The following is a 15,221-nucleotide window of genomic DNA, read 5'->3' on the forward strand; positions in this document are numbered from 1 at the left end:
GCTCAGACGGGGTAGCGCACGGCGGCCGCCGCCGCTCCCCCGCCGGGCACGTCCTCCGCCCGCAGCGCATACACCCGCGCCTTCGCGAGGAGAGCTCGCCGCAGAATCTCGTCCACCACGCCGTAGGACCCCGGTTCATCGTCGTCGCCGAAGGCGATAGCGCCGGTCTCATCATCGACGGTTCCGGGCACCCGCCGGTCGATATCGATCACGAGCGACTCCACGGCGCCGAAGGTCGCCGCGCGGGCGATGTCGCTGAGATCGACGACGGCGGTGCCGGCCGCGATGCGGGCCTCGTACGCCTCCCGCAGCTCCCCGACCTTGTGCGCGTACATCCGGTCGAGCACGCCCCTCGCCGCGGTGGCGAGCTCCTCATCCGTCTTGTCCTCCGGGTTGCCGCCGATGGTCTCGGCGACGAGCCGTGGACGCTCGCCCGCGCCCCGGAAGATGCTCGCCAGGGGCTCGGCCGCTGCGAGGATGAGCGGCTCGGTCGAGTTAGGCAGGAGCGGACGGAGGGCGCGGTCGATGGCCTGCGCGTACTCCAGCATCCGCACCTTCTGGCCTTCCGATCCCTGGATGCGTCCGTCCGCCGTCCGGCCGCTCACGGAGGCGAGTCCCACGGCCCCGGCGACATCCCGCGGCATCCCGGGCACGTCGATCCGCTCCGGCGGACGGTCGGCCGTCACGTGCAGGAGACGCACCGAGTTGCCCGCGAGCGCCAGGATCAGCGCCGACTGCGGGAAGGTCAGCGCGCGCAGCAGAGGCTTGACGTAGAAGCGGTCGGCGATCTCGCACGCGGTCGTCAGCCGGTTCGGCAGCCGGAACGTCTGCGCCAGCTCGCCGTCGAGGAACACCGCGAGGGAGCGGGACTGGTATCTCCAGAAGTCCCGGTCCTCCAGGATCAGCTCCCCCTCGGCCTGCACCCTCTGGATGCGGTCCCGCGGCACCGAGAGCTTCTCGAGCGCCCGCAGAGCACTGGCGAGATGGTTCTTCAGCTCGATCCGCGCCCGGTCCGCTTCGGCGGGGGTCGTCCCGGTCGGGAGGTAGATGCTCACGCACCCGGGCTGCCGCATCGCGGCGATCCGTTCGACGTCGGCTTTGGTGGGTATGTCCTTGTACTCCACGGAAGTTCCTCCCTGCCCCATCGGTGCGGCGTCGTCGGTCGCGGTGCGGCCAGTCTGGTCGCGTGACGGTGGCTCCACAAGACCGACGTTGACTTTCCCGTGCTCGGGGCCTACCGTCCTTTAAACCGGTTTAGATGACGGCCTCGAAGCCCGGGGCCGCCCCATCCATGAGGGGTCGCAACGATGCGCAACCGACAACTGACGATGCCGCGGGCCGTGCTCGCTGTCGGCCTGGGCGCTCTGCTCGCCGTGACGACGACGAGCCTTCCCGCGCAGGCAGCAGGCACCGCCGAAGCGCCGGCGAGATCCGCCGCCGAGGCGTCTCAGCCGAAGCTGACCAACCTCTCCCATCTCGACTTCCTGCTCGACGACGTCCCCCTTCTGCCGGGCGTCGCCGGGCACACCACGTATCGCGCCGCCGAGGAGCCGGTCGCCCGCGCCCCGTGGGTGTACGCGGACAGGCAGGCCGACGGCAGCTTCCACCGCGTCGGCGGTGGCCCGATCACGGATGCCGCCCGCGGCTGGTACGCGCAGGGCGCCTACGACGCCGACGACATCTCCCGCGCTGCGGTGGTCTACCTGCGCGACTGGAAGCAGAACGGCACCGCGACGAGCCGCACCAGCGCCTACGAACTGCTCCGCTCGCTGACGTACCTGCAGACCGCCGATGGGCCGAATGCGGGCAACGTCGTCCTCTGGCAGCAGCACGACGGCACACTGAACCCCTCCGCCATCCCGAAGGAGCTGCCCGACCCGTCCGACTCCGCCGAGTCGTTCTGGCTGGCGCGCACGGTCTGGGCGCTCGGGGAAGGATATGCGGGCTTCCGCGCCGCCGACCCCGCCTTCGCCGCCTTCCTCGCCGACCGGATGCACCTCGCGCTCACCGCCCTCGGCCGCCAGTCGCTCGCGCAGTACCCGCAGACCCAGGTCGCGAACGGGGTACCCGGCTGGCTGATCGTCGGCAGCGCCGGTGCGACTGCCGAGGCCGTCCTCGGCCTCAGCGCGTACGTCGCCGCGCAGCCGGCGGACACCACCGCACGCACCGCTCTCGCGCACTACGCGGAGGGCATCGCGAAACTCCAGAGCGGAGGCATCGGGCAGTGGCCGTTCGGCGCGCTGCTCCCCGAGGCCAATTCCCCCACCTTCTGGCACGCCTGGGCCGGGATGCAGCCGGCGGCTCTCACCTCGGCTGCGACCGTGCTCGGCGACGCCTCCCTGCAGCGCGCCGCCTCCACCGACCTCGCCCAGTTCACCGCCCAGCTGCTCGCGACCGGCGGCCCGGACAACGGCTGGACGCCGACACCCGCCGACCGCACCCAGATCGCCTATGGCGTCGATTCCCGGCTCGAGGGGCTGATCGCCGCCTCCGACGCGACCGGCGCCGCAGGGCTCGCCGCGCTGGCCGGCGCACAGGGAGCCTGGTACTTCGGCGCGAACCGCGCCGGCGCCCCGGCCTACGACCCGGCTACCGGTGTCTGCGTCGACGGGATCGCCGGTGACGGCACCGTCAACCACAACTGCGGGGCAGAGTCCGTCATCCACACCCAGCTGAGCATGCTGGCTCTGGATGCGCATCCCGCCATCGCCCGCGCCGCCACTTCCTTGACCCGCACGACGGCGACCGTCGGGCTGACTGTGGCGGAGGCCGAGACCGGCACCACCACGGGCGCCGTGACCGTCGTGACTCCGCCATCGGCTTGGACGGGCTCCGCGAACTGGTCGGGCGGCGCCTACCTGCAGGCGGGCAACGGGTCGACCGTGACCATCCCGTTGCCGGCGGGCCACCCGGCGGCGCGCATCCTGCCGATCGCCGATCTCGGCCCCGGCGGCTCGGGGACCACCAGCTGGACCGCCGCTGTGGGCCGTCTCACCCTCCCGCTCGGCCGCACCGACAACGTGCGGCCCGGCGAGCAGGGCATCGCGCCCAGCCCGATCTTCCTGCTGCCGCAGACACTCCCGGTGCCAGTGCCCGCACAGGCGACCTCGGTGACCGCGCGGGTCTCCGGAACTGCGCGACTGGACGCGGTGCTCGTGCAGCCGATCGTGTCGCACCTGGGCCTTGCCGGCACCTCCTCCCTCGATGTCTACGTCAACGCGACGAAGCTGCCCGTGCCGCAGAAGCTCGACGCGAGCGGACCCGTCACCGTGACGCGCTACGACTCGGCCGGCCGACAGGTCGGCCGCGCGCAGACCTCCGGCGGCCACGCGGTCGTCTGGGTGCAGCCGGGAGGGTTCACGACGGTGAGCCCGCGATGAGTCCGGAGAACGTCACGATCAACGACGTGGCCCGCGCGGCGGGCGTCAGCAAGTCGCTCGTGTCGCTCACCCTCAACGCGCGTCCGGGAGTGGCGAGCGGGACGCGGGAGCGCATCCTGCAGACCGCCCGCGACCTCGGCTGGACCCCGCACCCGGGCGCGCGCGGCCTGACCACCCGACGGGCGTACGCCCTCGGGCTGGTGCTGCGGCGCGAACCACGGACCATCGAGGTCGACCCGTTCTTCGCGGCGTTCATCGCGGGTGTCGAGACCGTCCTCTCTGAGCGCGGCCACGTCCTCGTGCTCACCGTCGTGCCCGACCGGGAGACCGAAGAGCGCGCGTACGAGCGCCTGGTCGCGGACAAGCGGGTCGACGGGTTCCTGCTCACCGACCTGCTGGCCGAAGACGAGCGCATCCCCCTCATCGCACGGCTCGGCTCGTACGCGGTGTCGCTCGGCGAACCGCCCGGCGGCAGCCCCTTCCCCGTCATCACCCGCGACTACGACTCCGGAATCGAGGAGCTCGTCGCGCACCTCGTGGGCCTCGGTCACCGCCGCATCGCCCATGTCTCCGGCGACGAGCGGATGCTGCACGGACTCCGCAGGCGCGAGCGGTTCGAGAGCGCGGCGCGGGCCGTCGGCCTCTCCCCCGTCGTCGTCACCACCGACTTCTCTCCCGAACAGGGCGCCGAGGCCACAAAGGCCCTGCTCGAGACCGAAGACCGCCCGACCGCGATCGTCTACGGCAACGACCCGATGGCGATCGCGGGAATGGGCGTCGCACACGAGCGAGGACTCGACCTGCCGGGCGAGCTCTCGGTCACCGGACTGGACGGCTCTCAGATCGGGTCGTTCGTCTATCCCTCCCTCACCACCCTCGACAACGACCCGGCCGGTTGGGGCATCGCCGCCGCCACCGCACTGCTGCGGCTGGCGGACCACGGCGAAGCGGACGACGTCGCCCTGCCCCCCGCCCGGCTGGTGGTGCGCGCATCCACCGCACCGCCGGCATCGAAGCTGAACGAACCCCGCACACACCCCGAAAGGCACACACCATGAGATGGAACACCCCACGACGGCGCCGGATCGCCGTCTCGCTCCTCACCGCGGGCCTCATCGGCGGCACCCTGGCCGCCTGCGGTTCCAGCGGAGGCAGTGGCGGCGACGCCATGAAAGCCCACGGCCCGATCACGATCTGGTACTCGAACAACACGCAGGAGGTGCAGTGGGGCAAGGCCATGGTCTCGGCCTGGAACTCCGCGCACCCGAAGGAGAAGATCAAGGCCCAGGAGGTGCCTGCCGGCAAGAGCACCGAGGAGGTCATCGGCGCCGCCATCACCGCCGGCACCACGCCCTGCCTGGTGTTCAACAACCTCCCCGCCGCGACCGGTCAGTGGCAGAAGCAGGGCGGACTCGTCGACCTGTCCAAGTTCTCCGACGGCGCCAAGTACATCGAGGCGCGCAGCGGCGACGCTGCGGCCCAGTACAAGTCGGCCGACGGCGACTACTACCAGATGCCGTGGAAGCAGAACCCGGTCATGATCTTCTACAACAAGGCCATCTTCCAGAAGGCCGGACTCGACCCGAACAACCCGGACCTGTCCACGTACGACAAGTTCCTGGCGGCAGCGCAGAAGATCAAGTCGTCCGGCGCTGCACCGTACGCCATCTACCCGGCGCCGACGAGCGAGTTCTTCCAGGTGAACTTCGACTACCTGCCGCTGCTCGCAGCGCAGACCGGCGGCAAGACGTTCATCGAGGACGGCAAGGCCACCATCAGCAGCCAGGACTCGCTAGATGTCGCCAACTTCTGGAAGACCATCTACAGTGACGGCCTGGCCGGCAAGGAGCAGTACCAGGGCGACGCGTTCCAGGACGGCAAGTCCGCCATGGCCATCGTCGGCCCGTGGGCGATCGCCTACTACGGGGACAAGGTGCAGTGGGGCTCCGTGCCCGTCCCGACCAAGGACGGCAAATCCGCGGATCAGACCTACACCTTCCCGGACGCGAAGAACATCGGCATGTACACCTCCTGCAAGAACCAGGGCACGGCGTGGGATGTGCTGAAGTTCGCCACGAGTAAGGACCAGGACGGCAAGCTTCTGGACGTCAGCGGCCAGATGCCCATCCGGACCGACCTCGCCACCACCTACGCCTCGTACTTCGCGTCGCACCCGGCGTACAAGGAGTTCGGGGCGCAGAGCGCGCGGACCGTGGACGACCCGACCGGGACCAACACGATCGCCCAGATGCAGGCACTACGTGACGCCTACACCAAGGCCGTCGTGAACGGCAGCGGATCGGTCGAGGATGTCTTCAAGACCGCCGCGCAGAAGATCGACAAGCTGCAGGCGCAGAAGTAGCCATGAGCACCTCCCTCCGCGGTACCGCTGGGGCACCCCCGGCGGCGGGCACCTCGCCCGCCGCCGGCTCGGGGCGCACCCACCGGCCGCCGCTCATCCAGCGCATCCTGGGCACCAACCCCCTGGGCTGGCTGTTCAGCGCCCCGTACCTCGTGTTCGTGCTCGGGATCTTCGCGTTCCCGCTGTGCTTCGCGGTGTACATGTCGTTCTTCGACTACTTCTTCGCGGCGCCGGGGGCGAACGTCGACCGTCCGTTCGTCGGCTTCGACAACTACATCCAGGCGTTCACCGACCCCCAGGTGCAGCAGTCGTTCGTCAACGTCGGCATCTTCCTCATCATCAACGTGCCGCTCACGGTGATCCTGTCGCTCCTGCTCGCCTCGGGGCTCAACAGCATCGTGCGCTTCCGCACGTTCCTGCGGGTCAGCTACTACGTCCCGTATGTGACGGCGAGCGTGGCGACGATCGCCGTCTGGCTGTTCCTGTTCGGGCAGAACGGGCTGGTCAACCAGATCCTCGGCCCGCTGGCGCCGAGCCCCAGCTGGCTCTCCAACCCGACGCTCGCCATGCCCTCCATCGCCATCTACGTGACCTGGAAGGGACTCGGGTTCTACATCCTGCTCTACCTGGCAGCGCTGCAGAACGTCCCGACCGAGTTGTACGAGTCGGCGGCGACCGACGGCGCGGGCAAGATCCGGCAGTTCATGTCCGTCACCGTGCCCGGCGTGCGTCCCGCTACCGTGCTCGTCCTGCTGCTGGCGACGATCACCGGAGCGAACCTGTTCACCGAGCCGTACCTGCTCACCGGCGGCGGCGGGCCGGAGGGGCGCTCCGCCTCGCCGGTGCTGCTGATCTACCAGCAGGGCATCCAGCAGGGGCATCCCGGCTACGCGTCCGCGATCGGGGTCATCCTCGTGATCGGCGTGCTCATCATCGGCTGGCTGCAGAACCGCTTCGTCGGAGGGAGGAACGAGTCATGACCACGGAGACCACACCACGGCCGATCGCACCGGAGCCGGCCCAACCGAGCAAGCGGACCAGGCGACGGAAGGACCTCGGTACGCCCCGCCGCCTGAGCCGCGGGCAGACCATCCTGCAGGGCATCGTGCTGACCCTTGGCGCGATCGCGTTCCTCTTCCCCTTCTACTACATGCTGGTCGGCTCGCTGCAGAACGAGCCGGACACGACCATCGCCGGCGCGTTCCCGAACCCCGCCAACCTGACGCTGCAGAACTATGCGGAGATCAACTCCCGCATCAATCTGTTCACCGGGCTCGTGAACTCCGGGATCTTCACCGGCGGGGTGCTGCTCGGCACCGTCGTGTTCGGCGTGCTGGCGGGCTACTCGCTCGCGGTGCTGCAGTGGCGCGGACGCGGGGTCACCTTCGCGCTGGCGCTGCTGGTGCAAACCATCCCGTTCCAGCTGCTGATGATCCCGCTCTACGTGCTGATAGCACGCAACTACGGGCTCGCCGACAACTACCTCGGGATGATCCTCCCGTTCGCGATCAACTCGGCGGCGGTGCTCATCTTCCGGCAGTACTTCCTGCAACTACCGAAAGAGCTGTTCGATGCGGCCCGGGTGGATGGCGCGGGCGAGTTCCGGCTTCTCTGGCGGATCGCGCTCCCGCTGGTGCGCCCGGCGCTCGTGACCGTCCTGCTGCTGACCTTCATCGGCCCGTGGAACGAGTTCCTCTGGCCGTTCCTGATCACGAAGGAGGCGAGCCTGCAGCCGCTGGCCGTCTCGCTGGCGAACTACATCTCGACCGTCGCAGGCTCCACCGCGAACCCGTACGGAGCGATCCTCTCGGGTGCCGTCGTGCTGGCGGCGCCGGTCGTCATCCTGTTCATCGTGTTCCAGCGCTACTTCACCTCGACCGACCTGGGCTCGTCCGTCAAGGGCTGAGCCGACGAAAAGGAGACCATGGACCACCTCGCGCTTGCCGGCCACGACGCGCTGCTGGCCAGCTACCAAGAGGCGCTCGCGCACACGAACGCCCTCACCGACCGGATCTCGACCGACCAGTTCTCGGCGCACTATCCTGTGCGCCCGGACTGGGCGATCGGGCCGTTCGCCCGCGACGACCGGCTGACCTTCCGCCTGGAAGGCCAGTGGGACGACCCGACGGGGGTGGGATGGACGAGCGACTCCATCTTCAACCCGACGATCATCGAGCGCGAAGACGAGGTGCACCTCTTCTACCGGGCCTCGCCGCGCAAGGAGTCGACGGCGAGCAGGATCGGCCACGCCGTCCGAAGGGACGGCGTCTGGCGGGATTCGACGGCCAACCCGGTCATCTATCCGACGTTCGTGAACGAGACGCTCGGCTGCGAGGACCCCAAGGTCTACGCCCTCGACGACGGCTACGTGATGTTCTACAACGGGATCTGGCGGCGGGACGACGGCTCGGTCGCCGTCGACATCCTCTCGGCCGTCTCCGACGACCTGGAGCGGTGGGACAAGCGCGGTCTCGTCGTGCCCTACGAGGTGTCGGAGTATTGGGCGAAAGGCGCGGTCATCCCCCGCGACGAGCGTGGCCGGGCGGTGCGGATCGGCGGCGAGTACCTCATGTTCCTGTCGGAGGGCACCGGCGGCCGGCCCACCGTCGGGCGTTCCCGCGACGGGCTGGACTGGAGCTTCGACGTCCAGCCCTACCTCGACCTGTCCCCGCTCGGCGGCTCGCTGTTCGAGGTCGCCTGCGCGGTCGTCGACGGCGAGCGCCTGGTGCTCGACTTCTTCTATGCCGACCCCGACGGCGACTTCGCCGCCGCGCAGGCGCTGTACCGCCTCGACGAGCCGTTCACCCAGTTGGAGGTGAACCGCGGCGGATCCCTCGCCTGGGGCGGCCTCCAGAAGCTGGACGGGCGCTGGTCCTTCGCCCAGGGCTGGGATGCGCCCGCCGGGATTCGTGAACTGTACTTCTACCGGGAGGTGGACGCATGACTGTGTTTCCGTATCGGCTCTCACGCGCGGGCGTCGTGATGACGCCCGTCGCAGGCGACGCCCTGGAGGCGGAGGGGGTGCTGAATCCGGCGTCGGGACGCGGCCCCGACGGCGAGCTGTACCTGCTGCCGCGCCTGGTCGCCGAGGGCAACGTCTCGCGCGTGGGCCTCGCTCGGGTCGTCGTCGAGGACGGCGTCCCGGTCGCCGTCGAGCGCCAGGGCGTCGTGCTGGAGCCCGACCGTCCCTTCGAGCGCGGCCGGTCGAACGCGGGCGTCGAGGACCCGCGCGTCACCTTCGTGCCGTCCCTCGGCCTCCACGTGATGACCTACGTCGCCTACGGCCCGCTCGGGCCGCACACCGCGGTCGCGGTCTCCGACGACCTGCGAGCCTGGCGCCGGCTCGGACCCGTCTCGTTCGAGTACGACGACGCGCTCGGGATCGATCTGAGCCTGTTCATCAACAAAGACACCGTGTTCTTCCCGGAGCCAGTCACCGCCCCGGACGGCACCCCGAGTCTCGCGGTGCTGCACCGACCGGTGTGGGATCTCGGTGACATCCGCGCGGGCGAGGGCGCGCATCCACCTGCCGGGAGCGAGGAACGGCCGAGCCTCTGGATCGCCTTCATCCCTCTGGATGCGGTGCAGCGCGACCTGCGAGAGCTGGCCCGCTGGCGGCAGAACCGGTTCGTCGCAGGCCCTGCGTTCCCCTTCGAGGAGCTCAAGATCGGCGCAGGGCCAGCACCCCGCCGGGTTCCCGAGGGCTGGCTGCTGCTGCATCACGGCGTGACCGGGAGGCTCGAGACGGGGGTCGCGCAGCAGAAGAACGTCAACTACGCGGCCGGCGCCATGATCCTCGACGCGGACGAGCCCTGGAAGGTCGTCGACCGGACGAGCGAACCGCTGCTCTCGGCCGAGACGGAGGACGAGCGGAGCGGGATCGTGCCGAACGTCGTCTTCCCGACCGCGATCGAGACCGTGTACGGCCGCGACTGGGTCTTCTACGGCATGGCCGATTCGAAGATCGGGGTGGCGCTGCTGGAGCGGGTGGAGGGCTAGCCGAATCTGGGAACTAGCGGGCGGTGTCGAAATAGCGGGAGGGTGTTCGTGTAGACGGTGAGAGCGCCGCTGCAACGGCGGCGCCGGAGAGGATCACGACCATGACCCAGTACCTGCTCAGCGTCTACCAGCCCGACGGCCCCATCCCGGAGCCCGAGGCACTCGCCGAGATCGGAGCGAACCTCGACGCCCTCAACGCGGACATCCGCGCGGCGGGCGCCTGGGTGTTCTCCAACGGCCTCCTCCCGGCGTCGGCCGCGACCGTGCTTCGCCCGGAAGATGGCGATGTGCTCATCACCGACGGCCCGTTCGCCGAGGGCAAGGAGCACCTCGGCGGCTTCACGATCGTCGAAGCGCCCGACCTGGATGCGGCACTCGAGTGGGGCCGCCGCCTCGCGCTCGCGACGACCCTGCCCATCGAAGTGCGGCCGTTCGCGGGCTGACGGGCGGGGAATCGGGAACCGGGATGGACGCGGTCGGCACGGATGCGGCAGGCACGGAAGCGGCTGAGCCGGACGACGCCGCCATCGCCCGCGTGTTCCGCGAGCAGTTCGGCCGCGCCGTCTCGGTGCTGTATCGCGTCCTCGGCGACCTCGACCGCGCCGAGGACGCGGTGCAGGAGGCCTTCGCCGTCGCGGTGGTCCGCTGGCCGCGGGACGGCATCCCACCGTCGCCTCCGGGATGGATCATCACCACCGCGCGCCGCCGCGCGATCGACCGGCTGAGGCGGGATGCTGCGGGAAGGACCAAAGAAGTCGAAGCGACGAGGCTGGCCGAGTTGACCGCCGCAGACGCTGCACCGGAGGCCGACGACATCCCGGACGACCGCCTCCGTCTGATCTTCACCTGCTGCCATCCCGCCCTCTCGCCGGAGGCGCGCGTCGCCCTGACCCTGCGCCTGCTCGGCGGGCTGACGACGGCGGAGATCGCGCGCGCGTTCCTCGTTCCCGAGGCGACGATGGCGCAGCGGATCTCCCGGGCGAAGGCGAAGATCCGGGACGCGCGCATTCCGTACCGCATCCCCTCGGCCGCGGATCTTCCCGCGCGCCTCGGTTCGGTGCTCGCCGTGCTGTACCTCGTCTTCAGCGAGGGCTATGCCGCGAGCGTCGGCGATCGGCTCGTGCGGGAGGAGCTGTGCGACGAGGCGATCCGGCTCGCGCGCGAGGTGCGGTCCCTGCTCCCCGACGAGCAAGAGGTGCTGGGTCTCCTGGCGCTGCTGCTGCTGGTGGATGCGCGCCGAGCCGCGCGGGTCGATGCCGACGGTACGTTGGTGCCGCTCCCTTCGCAGGACCGTTCGCTGTGGGACGCCGCCCGAATCGCCGAGGGCCACGAGCTCGTGCGCGCCTGCCTGCTGCGCGGCCGTCCCGGTCCGTACCAGCTGCAGGCGGCGATTCAGGCCGTGCACGACGACGCGCACACGGCAGCTGAGACGGAGTGGCCGCAGATCGTGGCGCTGTACGACCAGCTGCTGCAGGCATCCCCGACCCCGATCGTCGCGGTGAACCGCGCGGTCGCCGTCGCGGAGGTCGACGGGCCGGAGGCGGGGCTTGCCGCCGTCGAGCCGCTGCGGCAGACGCTCGACGGCTTCTACCTGCTGCACGGGGTGCGGGCGGGGCTGCTGCTGCGGGCGGGACGCGAGGCGGAGGCCGCGGAGGAGTACGGGGTGGCCGCATCGCTGTGCGGAGGCGAGGCGGAGCGTGCGTTTCTGCTGCGGCGCCGCGAGGCGCTCGCGGGCTCCTGAAAACAGGCCTGCGGCGACCCCTGTGTTCAGGACCCGTCTTGAGCTCCTGTATTCAGGAGATCCGGCGCTGCAGGTGCAGCTATGTCCTGAATAAAGGACATAGCTGCACGTCTGGTCCCCGCTCTCCTGAATACAGGCCCAGCGCCAGCGTCCTGAAAACAGGACCCGGCCCGCGCTCCGCGTCCTGAAAACAGGACCATCCCCGCCCCTTCCCCGAGCGCGCGTGGAGGCGCACAGTGGACCCATGGACATCGCCCTCCTCGGCCTCGGACGCATGGGCCGCGAACTCGTCACCCACCTCATCGACGCGGGGCACCGGGTCACCGCGTGGAACCGTTCCCCCGGCCCCGCCGAGACGGTCGGTCGTCGCGGAGCCCGCATCGCAGCGTCCGCCGCGGAGGCGGTCGAGGGCGCCGAGGCCGTCATCACCGTGCTGTTCGGCCCGGATGCGGTACGGGAGACGGTGATCGAGCCCCCGCTGCCCATCCGCTCGGGTGCCCTGTGGATCGACGTGACCACCGTGGCGCCGACCGACGCCGACGACTTCGCGTCCTGGGCCCGATCGAAGGAGGTGCGCTACGTGCACTCTCCGGTGGTCGGCTCCCTCGCCCCGGCCCGCGCTGGCAGCCTCGCCGTGCTCATCGGCGGCGAGCACGACGCCGCCCGGGACGCGCGCACCATCGTCGCCCTGTGGGCGGACCCGGACAAGATCCGCACCTTCGACTCTCCGGCCAAGGCGGCGACCGGGAAGCTCGTCGCGAATCTCGCCCTCGCGATCTCGATGGAGGCGCTGAGCGAATCCCTCCGGCTGGGCCGTTCGGGGGGCCTTGCGACCGACGAGGTGCTCTCCCTGCTCCCCCTTACGACGATTGCGCCGATCGCGGGCATGAAGGGGCCGGTCGTCGCGTCCGGCGACTTCGACGACACTCAGTTCTCCGCAGCCCTCCTCGCCAAAGACCTGCGCCTCATGCTGGCTACCGCCGACACGCCCCTCCCCGCGGCTGCCCTCGTCGCCGCCGAGCTGCAGCGCGCCATCGATGCCGGCCAGGGCGACAAGGACTTCTCGGTCATCGCCCGCGACCGCTGACCGAGCCGCCGCGCTTACGCGACCACCACTCCACGATCCGCAGGTCCTCCCAGCCGAAGCCGCCGACGGGCAGGGCAGCGCGGATCCGCTCGTCGCTGAACGACCGCGACGGTCGGAGGTCGACAGGCAGCTCCGGAACCGTCGGCGCCGGCACGCTGACGCCCTCGTCCAGCATGCGCGCCTGCGCCTTCGCGACGAGCGGGACGACCATCGTCCACTCCGTGAGCTGCGCCAGTGCGCGAATCGTCCAGACCGGGGCGGGGACGTAGACCGGACGACGTCCGGCGACCCGCGCGATGCGGCGAACGGCCTCGCCGAGCGTCAGTTCGTCCGCGCCCATCACGGCGACCGTCGGCTCCGGGATGCGTCCCTCGACCGCTGCCAGCAGGACGTCGACCGCGTCATCGACCGGGATCGGTCTGACCGTGCGCTCCCGGAAGCCGACGGTCGCGAACACCGGCACCGTCCGCACGGCGCGCGTGACGTGGTTGACCATGTGGTCGCCGGGACCGTAGATCATCCCGCATTTCAGGATGGTGTGGTCGAGTCCTGAATTACGGACGAGTTCCTCAGCGGCCCACTTCGTCTCGTGGTAGGCGGAGCCGCAGTCCGGCCTGGCCCTCAGGAAGCTGACCATGACGATGCGCCTCACTCCAGCCCGACGGGCAGCCTCCACGACCGCCCGCGTGCCGTCGACGTGGACGCGCTGAAAGCTCTGGTCGCCGATCTCCCGGTTGATCCCGGCGCAGTGGGCGACGACCTCGCAGCCGGCGAACGCCCGTGCCAGCGCATCCACGTCGTCGATGTCGACACCGGTCCGGCGCGAGATCAGGACCGTCTCGTCGGGGTCCAACCGCTCCGCCAGGTGACGTCCGACGAACCCGGTACCGCCTGTGATGGCTACTCGCACGATTACGCTCCTTCGCTTATTAGCAACGAAGCTAAACCGTATCTAGCAATAGTGCTATATTGCAACCATGACAGATGCCGCCACCGAGATCTTCGCCGCGCTGGCCCACCCCACCCGGCGGCAGATCCTGCAGGACCTCAAGGACGGCGAACTGGCGGCCGGCGAGATCGCGGCGAGGTTCAACGCAACCGGGCCCACCATCTCGCGTCATCTGAGCGTGCTGCGCCAGGCGGGCCTGGTCACTGAGCGGCGCGACGCCAACCGCATCCTCTACTCCCTGGTAAGCGACCGCCTGGCCCTCTCCGTCGGCGACTTCCTGTCCACGGTCTGCCCGGAGCAGATCGTCCTCCGTGAGGTTCGCAAGCGCGGCTCGGGTCGCGCGAGCACTCGCCCGGCCAAGGCCTGAACGCTGGTTGTAAGCGCCGGGCCGAGAGACTCAGGTTCCGTTCGGAAGCTGTCGGCAAGGAACCGGGTAAGGCCTGAGTTCTGACGCCCACTCATCCGCGGCGCTTTCGACGTCGCGCAGAGCCATATTCAGGATGATGATGTGTGCAGGAGTCTCGGAAGTTTCCTCTGGAGCGGACTCATTCGAGAACGTCAGGCGCAAGACGGCACCCTCTGGGTTGGAGTCGTCGAGGGCGAAAGCGAGGTTCGGTTCCGTGAACCACAGTTCTTCTGGTGAGCCGCCTTCCGCGACTTCACGAAGCCAATCCAGAAGTTCCTGCGCCTCAACCGTCATCAGACAGGGGTCAACGAAAGACCACTCGACGCCATTTACGCCAACGGTGCCGCGAACGCGCAACCACGTGGCGTCATGGTCGGACGGATCCGCAGCCGGCGCCAGCTCGGGAAACTGATATCCCTCGATCGTCAACTCGACCGATGACCCCGCGGAACGCATTCTCATCGCGCGTCACGAGTAACGAATCCTGAACCCGACACGCGAATATCCGGAAACGGAATCCGCCACACACTGCGCGCTTCTTCCGGCCCGTGAACCCGCAAATCGTTCCCGCCGCTCAGGCCGCTCGGCTCAGCAGCCCAGTCGAGGAAGCGCTCGATCCCTTCGCCCATGCAGGCACTCTAACGCGGGTCGCAGCGGCCGGCCGTCTTCGATGCTCCGACCCTGACGGATACCCGCAACTTCACCGTCCCTTGAAGGGACGACCGGCTTTGAAAGATCCAAGAGCCACCACGAGGTAGTGAGGTCCGCGGGTGAAATCAATCTGTTCTGCGGACGAAAGTGTTTTCGCTACTCGGGTCATCAGGGTCGCCGGAGTAGGTGACAAGAACGGTTCGAAAGTTGTCCCATTTCGAGCCGAATTGATATCTGCGATTACTTATCGACACTTCCACGGTCGGCCGAAATCAACCGTTCTCCATCCATCCGCGCACTGTATGCATAGGACGTTAGTCAACCGCTCCTGGCCGAGACGCGCGTCCTACTTGAGATGCATTTCGGGAGGACCCTCCAAGAAGCGCAGAAGAGCGGCTCAATCAGATTTGGCGAAATGTGGGCAAACGACCGGATCAGGCGCTGACCCGCGACAACGAGAAAGCCCCCGATCCCAGTGTTTCCAAGGGATCGGGGGCTTCTCGCCACCTCACGGTGTGTGGTGCGCCCCCAGGGACTTGAACCCTGAACCCATTGATTAAGAGTCAATTGCTCTGCCGATTGAGCTAGAGGCGCATCCGGTTCAGTTTCCCGAACCGAGGCTCAACACTAGCATCCGGTCCGCGGT

15 protein-coding genes and 1 tRNA gene are annotated in these 15,221 nt (G+C 69.2%); 11 read left to right on the top strand and 5 right to left on the bottom strand.

Annotated elements, in window-relative coordinates:
* Window positions 1-2 precede the first annotated feature (2 nt).
* Window positions 3-1,124 carry a baeRF11 domain-containing protein gene (locus AB4Z18_RS10555; protein WP_441782631.1) on the bottom strand — a complete coding sequence of 374 codons (1,122 nt, stop codon included), beginning with the start codon at window positions 1,122-1,124 and terminating at the stop codon, window positions 3-5.
* A gap of 183 nt (window positions 1,125-1,307) precedes the next feature.
* Here AB4Z18_RS10555 and AB4Z18_RS10560 point away from each other — a divergent pair, with 183 nt between their 5' ends.
* The 10 genes from AB4Z18_RS10560 to AB4Z18_RS10605 all read left to right on the top strand — a co-directional run bounded on the left by AB4Z18_RS10560 (window position 1,308) and on the right by AB4Z18_RS10605 (window position 12,569).
* A complete protein-coding gene (locus AB4Z18_RS10560) occupies window positions 1,308-3,380 on the top strand; it encodes a hypothetical protein (RefSeq protein WP_441782632.1) in 2,073 nt (690 codons plus the stop codon).
* The gene (locus AB4Z18_RS10565; protein ID WP_441782633.1) at window positions 3,377-4,438 is read left to right on the top strand and encodes a LacI family DNA-binding transcriptional regulator; all 1,062 of its coding nucleotides are present in this window, start codon (window positions 3,377-3,379) and stop codon (window positions 4,436-4,438) included. The genes AB4Z18_RS10560 and AB4Z18_RS10565 overlap by 4 nt, the downstream gene beginning before the upstream one ends.
* On the top strand, window positions 4,435-5,742 hold the full coding sequence (locus AB4Z18_RS10570; protein WP_441782634.1) for an ABC transporter substrate-binding protein: 1,308 nt from the start codon (window positions 4,435-4,437) through the stop codon (window positions 5,740-5,742). The genes AB4Z18_RS10565 and AB4Z18_RS10570 overlap by 4 nt, the downstream gene beginning before the upstream one ends.
* 2 nt (window positions 5,743-5,744) lie before the next feature.
* Window positions 5,745-6,722, top strand: a complete 978-nt coding sequence (locus tag AB4Z18_RS10575; protein WP_441782635.1) for a carbohydrate ABC transporter permease — start codon at window positions 5,745-5,747, stop codon at window positions 6,720-6,722.
* Complete coding sequence (locus tag AB4Z18_RS10580) at window positions 6,719-7,648, top strand: carbohydrate ABC transporter permease (RefSeq protein ID WP_441782636.1); 930 nt, start codon at window positions 6,719-6,721, stop codon at window positions 7,646-7,648. Before AB4Z18_RS10575 ends, AB4Z18_RS10580 begins: the two co-directional genes overlap by 4 nt.
* Window positions 7,649-7,666: 18 nt before the next feature.
* Complete coding sequence (locus AB4Z18_RS10585; RefSeq protein ID WP_441782637.1) at window positions 7,667-8,686, top strand: hypothetical protein; 1,020 nt, start codon at window positions 7,667-7,669, stop codon at window positions 8,684-8,686.
* Window positions 8,683-9,741: a glycoside hydrolase family 130 protein gene (locus tag AB4Z18_RS10590; RefSeq protein WP_441782638.1), complete on the top strand. Its 1,059-nt coding sequence runs from the start codon at window positions 8,683-8,685 to the stop codon at window positions 9,739-9,741. Before AB4Z18_RS10585 ends, AB4Z18_RS10590 begins: the two co-directional genes overlap by 4 nt.
* A 101-nt stretch (window positions 9,742-9,842) precedes the next feature.
* Window positions 9,843-10,184: a YciI family protein gene (locus tag AB4Z18_RS10595; RefSeq protein ID WP_441782639.1), complete on the top strand. Its 342-nt coding sequence runs from the start codon at window positions 9,843-9,845 to the stop codon at window positions 10,182-10,184.
* A gap of 23 nt (window positions 10,185-10,207) precedes the next feature.
* Window positions 10,208-11,482 carry an RNA polymerase sigma factor gene (locus tag AB4Z18_RS10600; protein WP_441782640.1) on the top strand — a complete coding sequence of 425 codons (1,275 nt, stop codon included), beginning with the start codon at window positions 10,208-10,210 and terminating at the stop codon, window positions 11,480-11,482.
* A 244-nt stretch (window positions 11,483-11,726) separates the two neighbouring features.
* Window positions 11,727-12,569: an NAD(P)-dependent oxidoreductase gene (locus tag AB4Z18_RS10605; RefSeq protein ID WP_441782641.1), complete on the top strand. Its 843-nt coding sequence runs from the start codon at window positions 11,727-11,729 to the stop codon at window positions 12,567-12,569.
* On the opposite strand, the gene AB4Z18_RS10610 is transcribed toward AB4Z18_RS10605, so the two are convergent.
* Window positions 12,550-13,479 (bottom strand): NAD(P)H-binding protein, encoded by a 930-nt coding sequence (locus AB4Z18_RS10610; RefSeq protein WP_441782642.1) that lies wholly within the window; start codon window positions 13,477-13,479, stop codon window positions 12,550-12,552. The genes AB4Z18_RS10605 and AB4Z18_RS10610 overlap by 20 nt on opposite strands.
* 67 nt (window positions 13,480-13,546) lie before the next feature.
* Here AB4Z18_RS10610 and AB4Z18_RS10615 point away from each other — a divergent pair, with 67 nt between their 5' ends.
* Entirely contained in the window at window positions 13,547-13,885 is a 339-nt protein-coding gene (locus AB4Z18_RS10615) for a metalloregulator ArsR/SmtB family transcription factor (RefSeq protein ID WP_441782643.1), read from the top strand.
* A 30-nt stretch (window positions 13,886-13,915) separates the two neighbouring features.
* Here AB4Z18_RS10615 and AB4Z18_RS10620 read toward each other — a convergent pair whose 3' ends face one another.
* From AB4Z18_RS10620 to AB4Z18_RS10630, 3 genes are all read right to left on the bottom strand, one after another.
* Entirely contained in the window at window positions 13,916-14,386 is a 471-nt protein-coding gene (locus AB4Z18_RS10620; protein WP_441782644.1) for a WapI family immunity protein, read from the bottom strand.
* Window positions 14,383-14,553, bottom strand: a complete 171-nt coding sequence (locus AB4Z18_RS10625) for a hypothetical protein (protein WP_441782645.1) — start codon at window positions 14,551-14,553, stop codon at window positions 14,383-14,385. The genes AB4Z18_RS10620 and AB4Z18_RS10625 overlap by 4 nt, the downstream gene beginning before the upstream one ends.
* 540 nt (window positions 14,554-15,093) lie before the next feature.
* A tRNA-Lys gene (locus tag AB4Z18_RS10630) sits at window positions 15,094-15,169 on the bottom strand.
* Window positions 15,170-15,221: the final 52 nt, after the last annotated feature.

The organism is Leifsonia sp. 2TAF2, assembly GCF_052115085.1.
Lineage (GTDB): Bacteria > Actinomycetota > Actinomycetes > Actinomycetales > Microbacteriaceae > Leifsonia.

Bases quoted from the DNA above. Each gene is read 5' to 3' on its own strand.
- AB4Z18_RS10625 (WP_441782645.1), bottom strand. From the start codon at position 14,553: ATGGGCGAAGGGATCGAGCGCTTCCTCGACTGGGCTGCTGAGCCGAGC.
- AB4Z18_RS10615 (WP_441782643.1), top strand. From the start codon at position 13,547: ATGACAGATGCCGCCACCGAGATCTTCGCCGCGCTGGCCCACCCCACC.
- AB4Z18_RS10575 (WP_441782635.1), top strand. From the start codon at position 5,745: ATGAGCACCTCCCTCCGCGGTACCGCTGGGGCACCCCCGGCGGCGGGC.
- AB4Z18_RS10580 (WP_441782636.1), top strand. From the start codon at position 6,719: ATGACCACGGAGACCACACCACGGCCGATCGCACCGGAGCCGGCCCAA.
- AB4Z18_RS10620 (WP_441782644.1), bottom strand. From the start codon at position 14,386: ATGAGAATGCGTTCCGCGGGGTCATCGGTCGAGTTGACGATCGAGGGA.
- AB4Z18_RS10600 (WP_441782640.1), top strand. From the start codon at position 10,208: ATGGACGCGGTCGGCACGGATGCGGCAGGCACGGAAGCGGCTGAGCCG.
- AB4Z18_RS10590 (WP_441782638.1), top strand. From the start codon at position 8,683: ATGACTGTGTTTCCGTATCGGCTCTCACGCGCGGGCGTCGTGATGACG.
- AB4Z18_RS10585 (WP_441782637.1), top strand. From the start codon at position 7,667: ATGGACCACCTCGCGCTTGCCGGCCACGACGCGCTGCTGGCCAGCTAC.
- AB4Z18_RS10595 (WP_441782639.1), top strand. From the start codon at position 9,843: ATGACCCAGTACCTGCTCAGCGTCTACCAGCCCGACGGCCCCATCCCG.
- AB4Z18_RS10560 (WP_441782632.1), top strand. From the start codon at position 1,308: ATGCGCAACCGACAACTGACGATGCCGCGGGCCGTGCTCGCTGTCGGC.
- AB4Z18_RS10565 (WP_441782633.1), top strand. From the start codon at position 3,377: ATGAGTCCGGAGAACGTCACGATCAACGACGTGGCCCGCGCGGCGGGC.
- AB4Z18_RS10570 (WP_441782634.1), top strand. From the start codon at position 4,435: ATGAGATGGAACACCCCACGACGGCGCCGGATCGCCGTCTCGCTCCTC.
- AB4Z18_RS10605 (WP_441782641.1), top strand. From the start codon at position 11,727: ATGGACATCGCCCTCCTCGGCCTCGGACGCATGGGCCGCGAACTCGTC.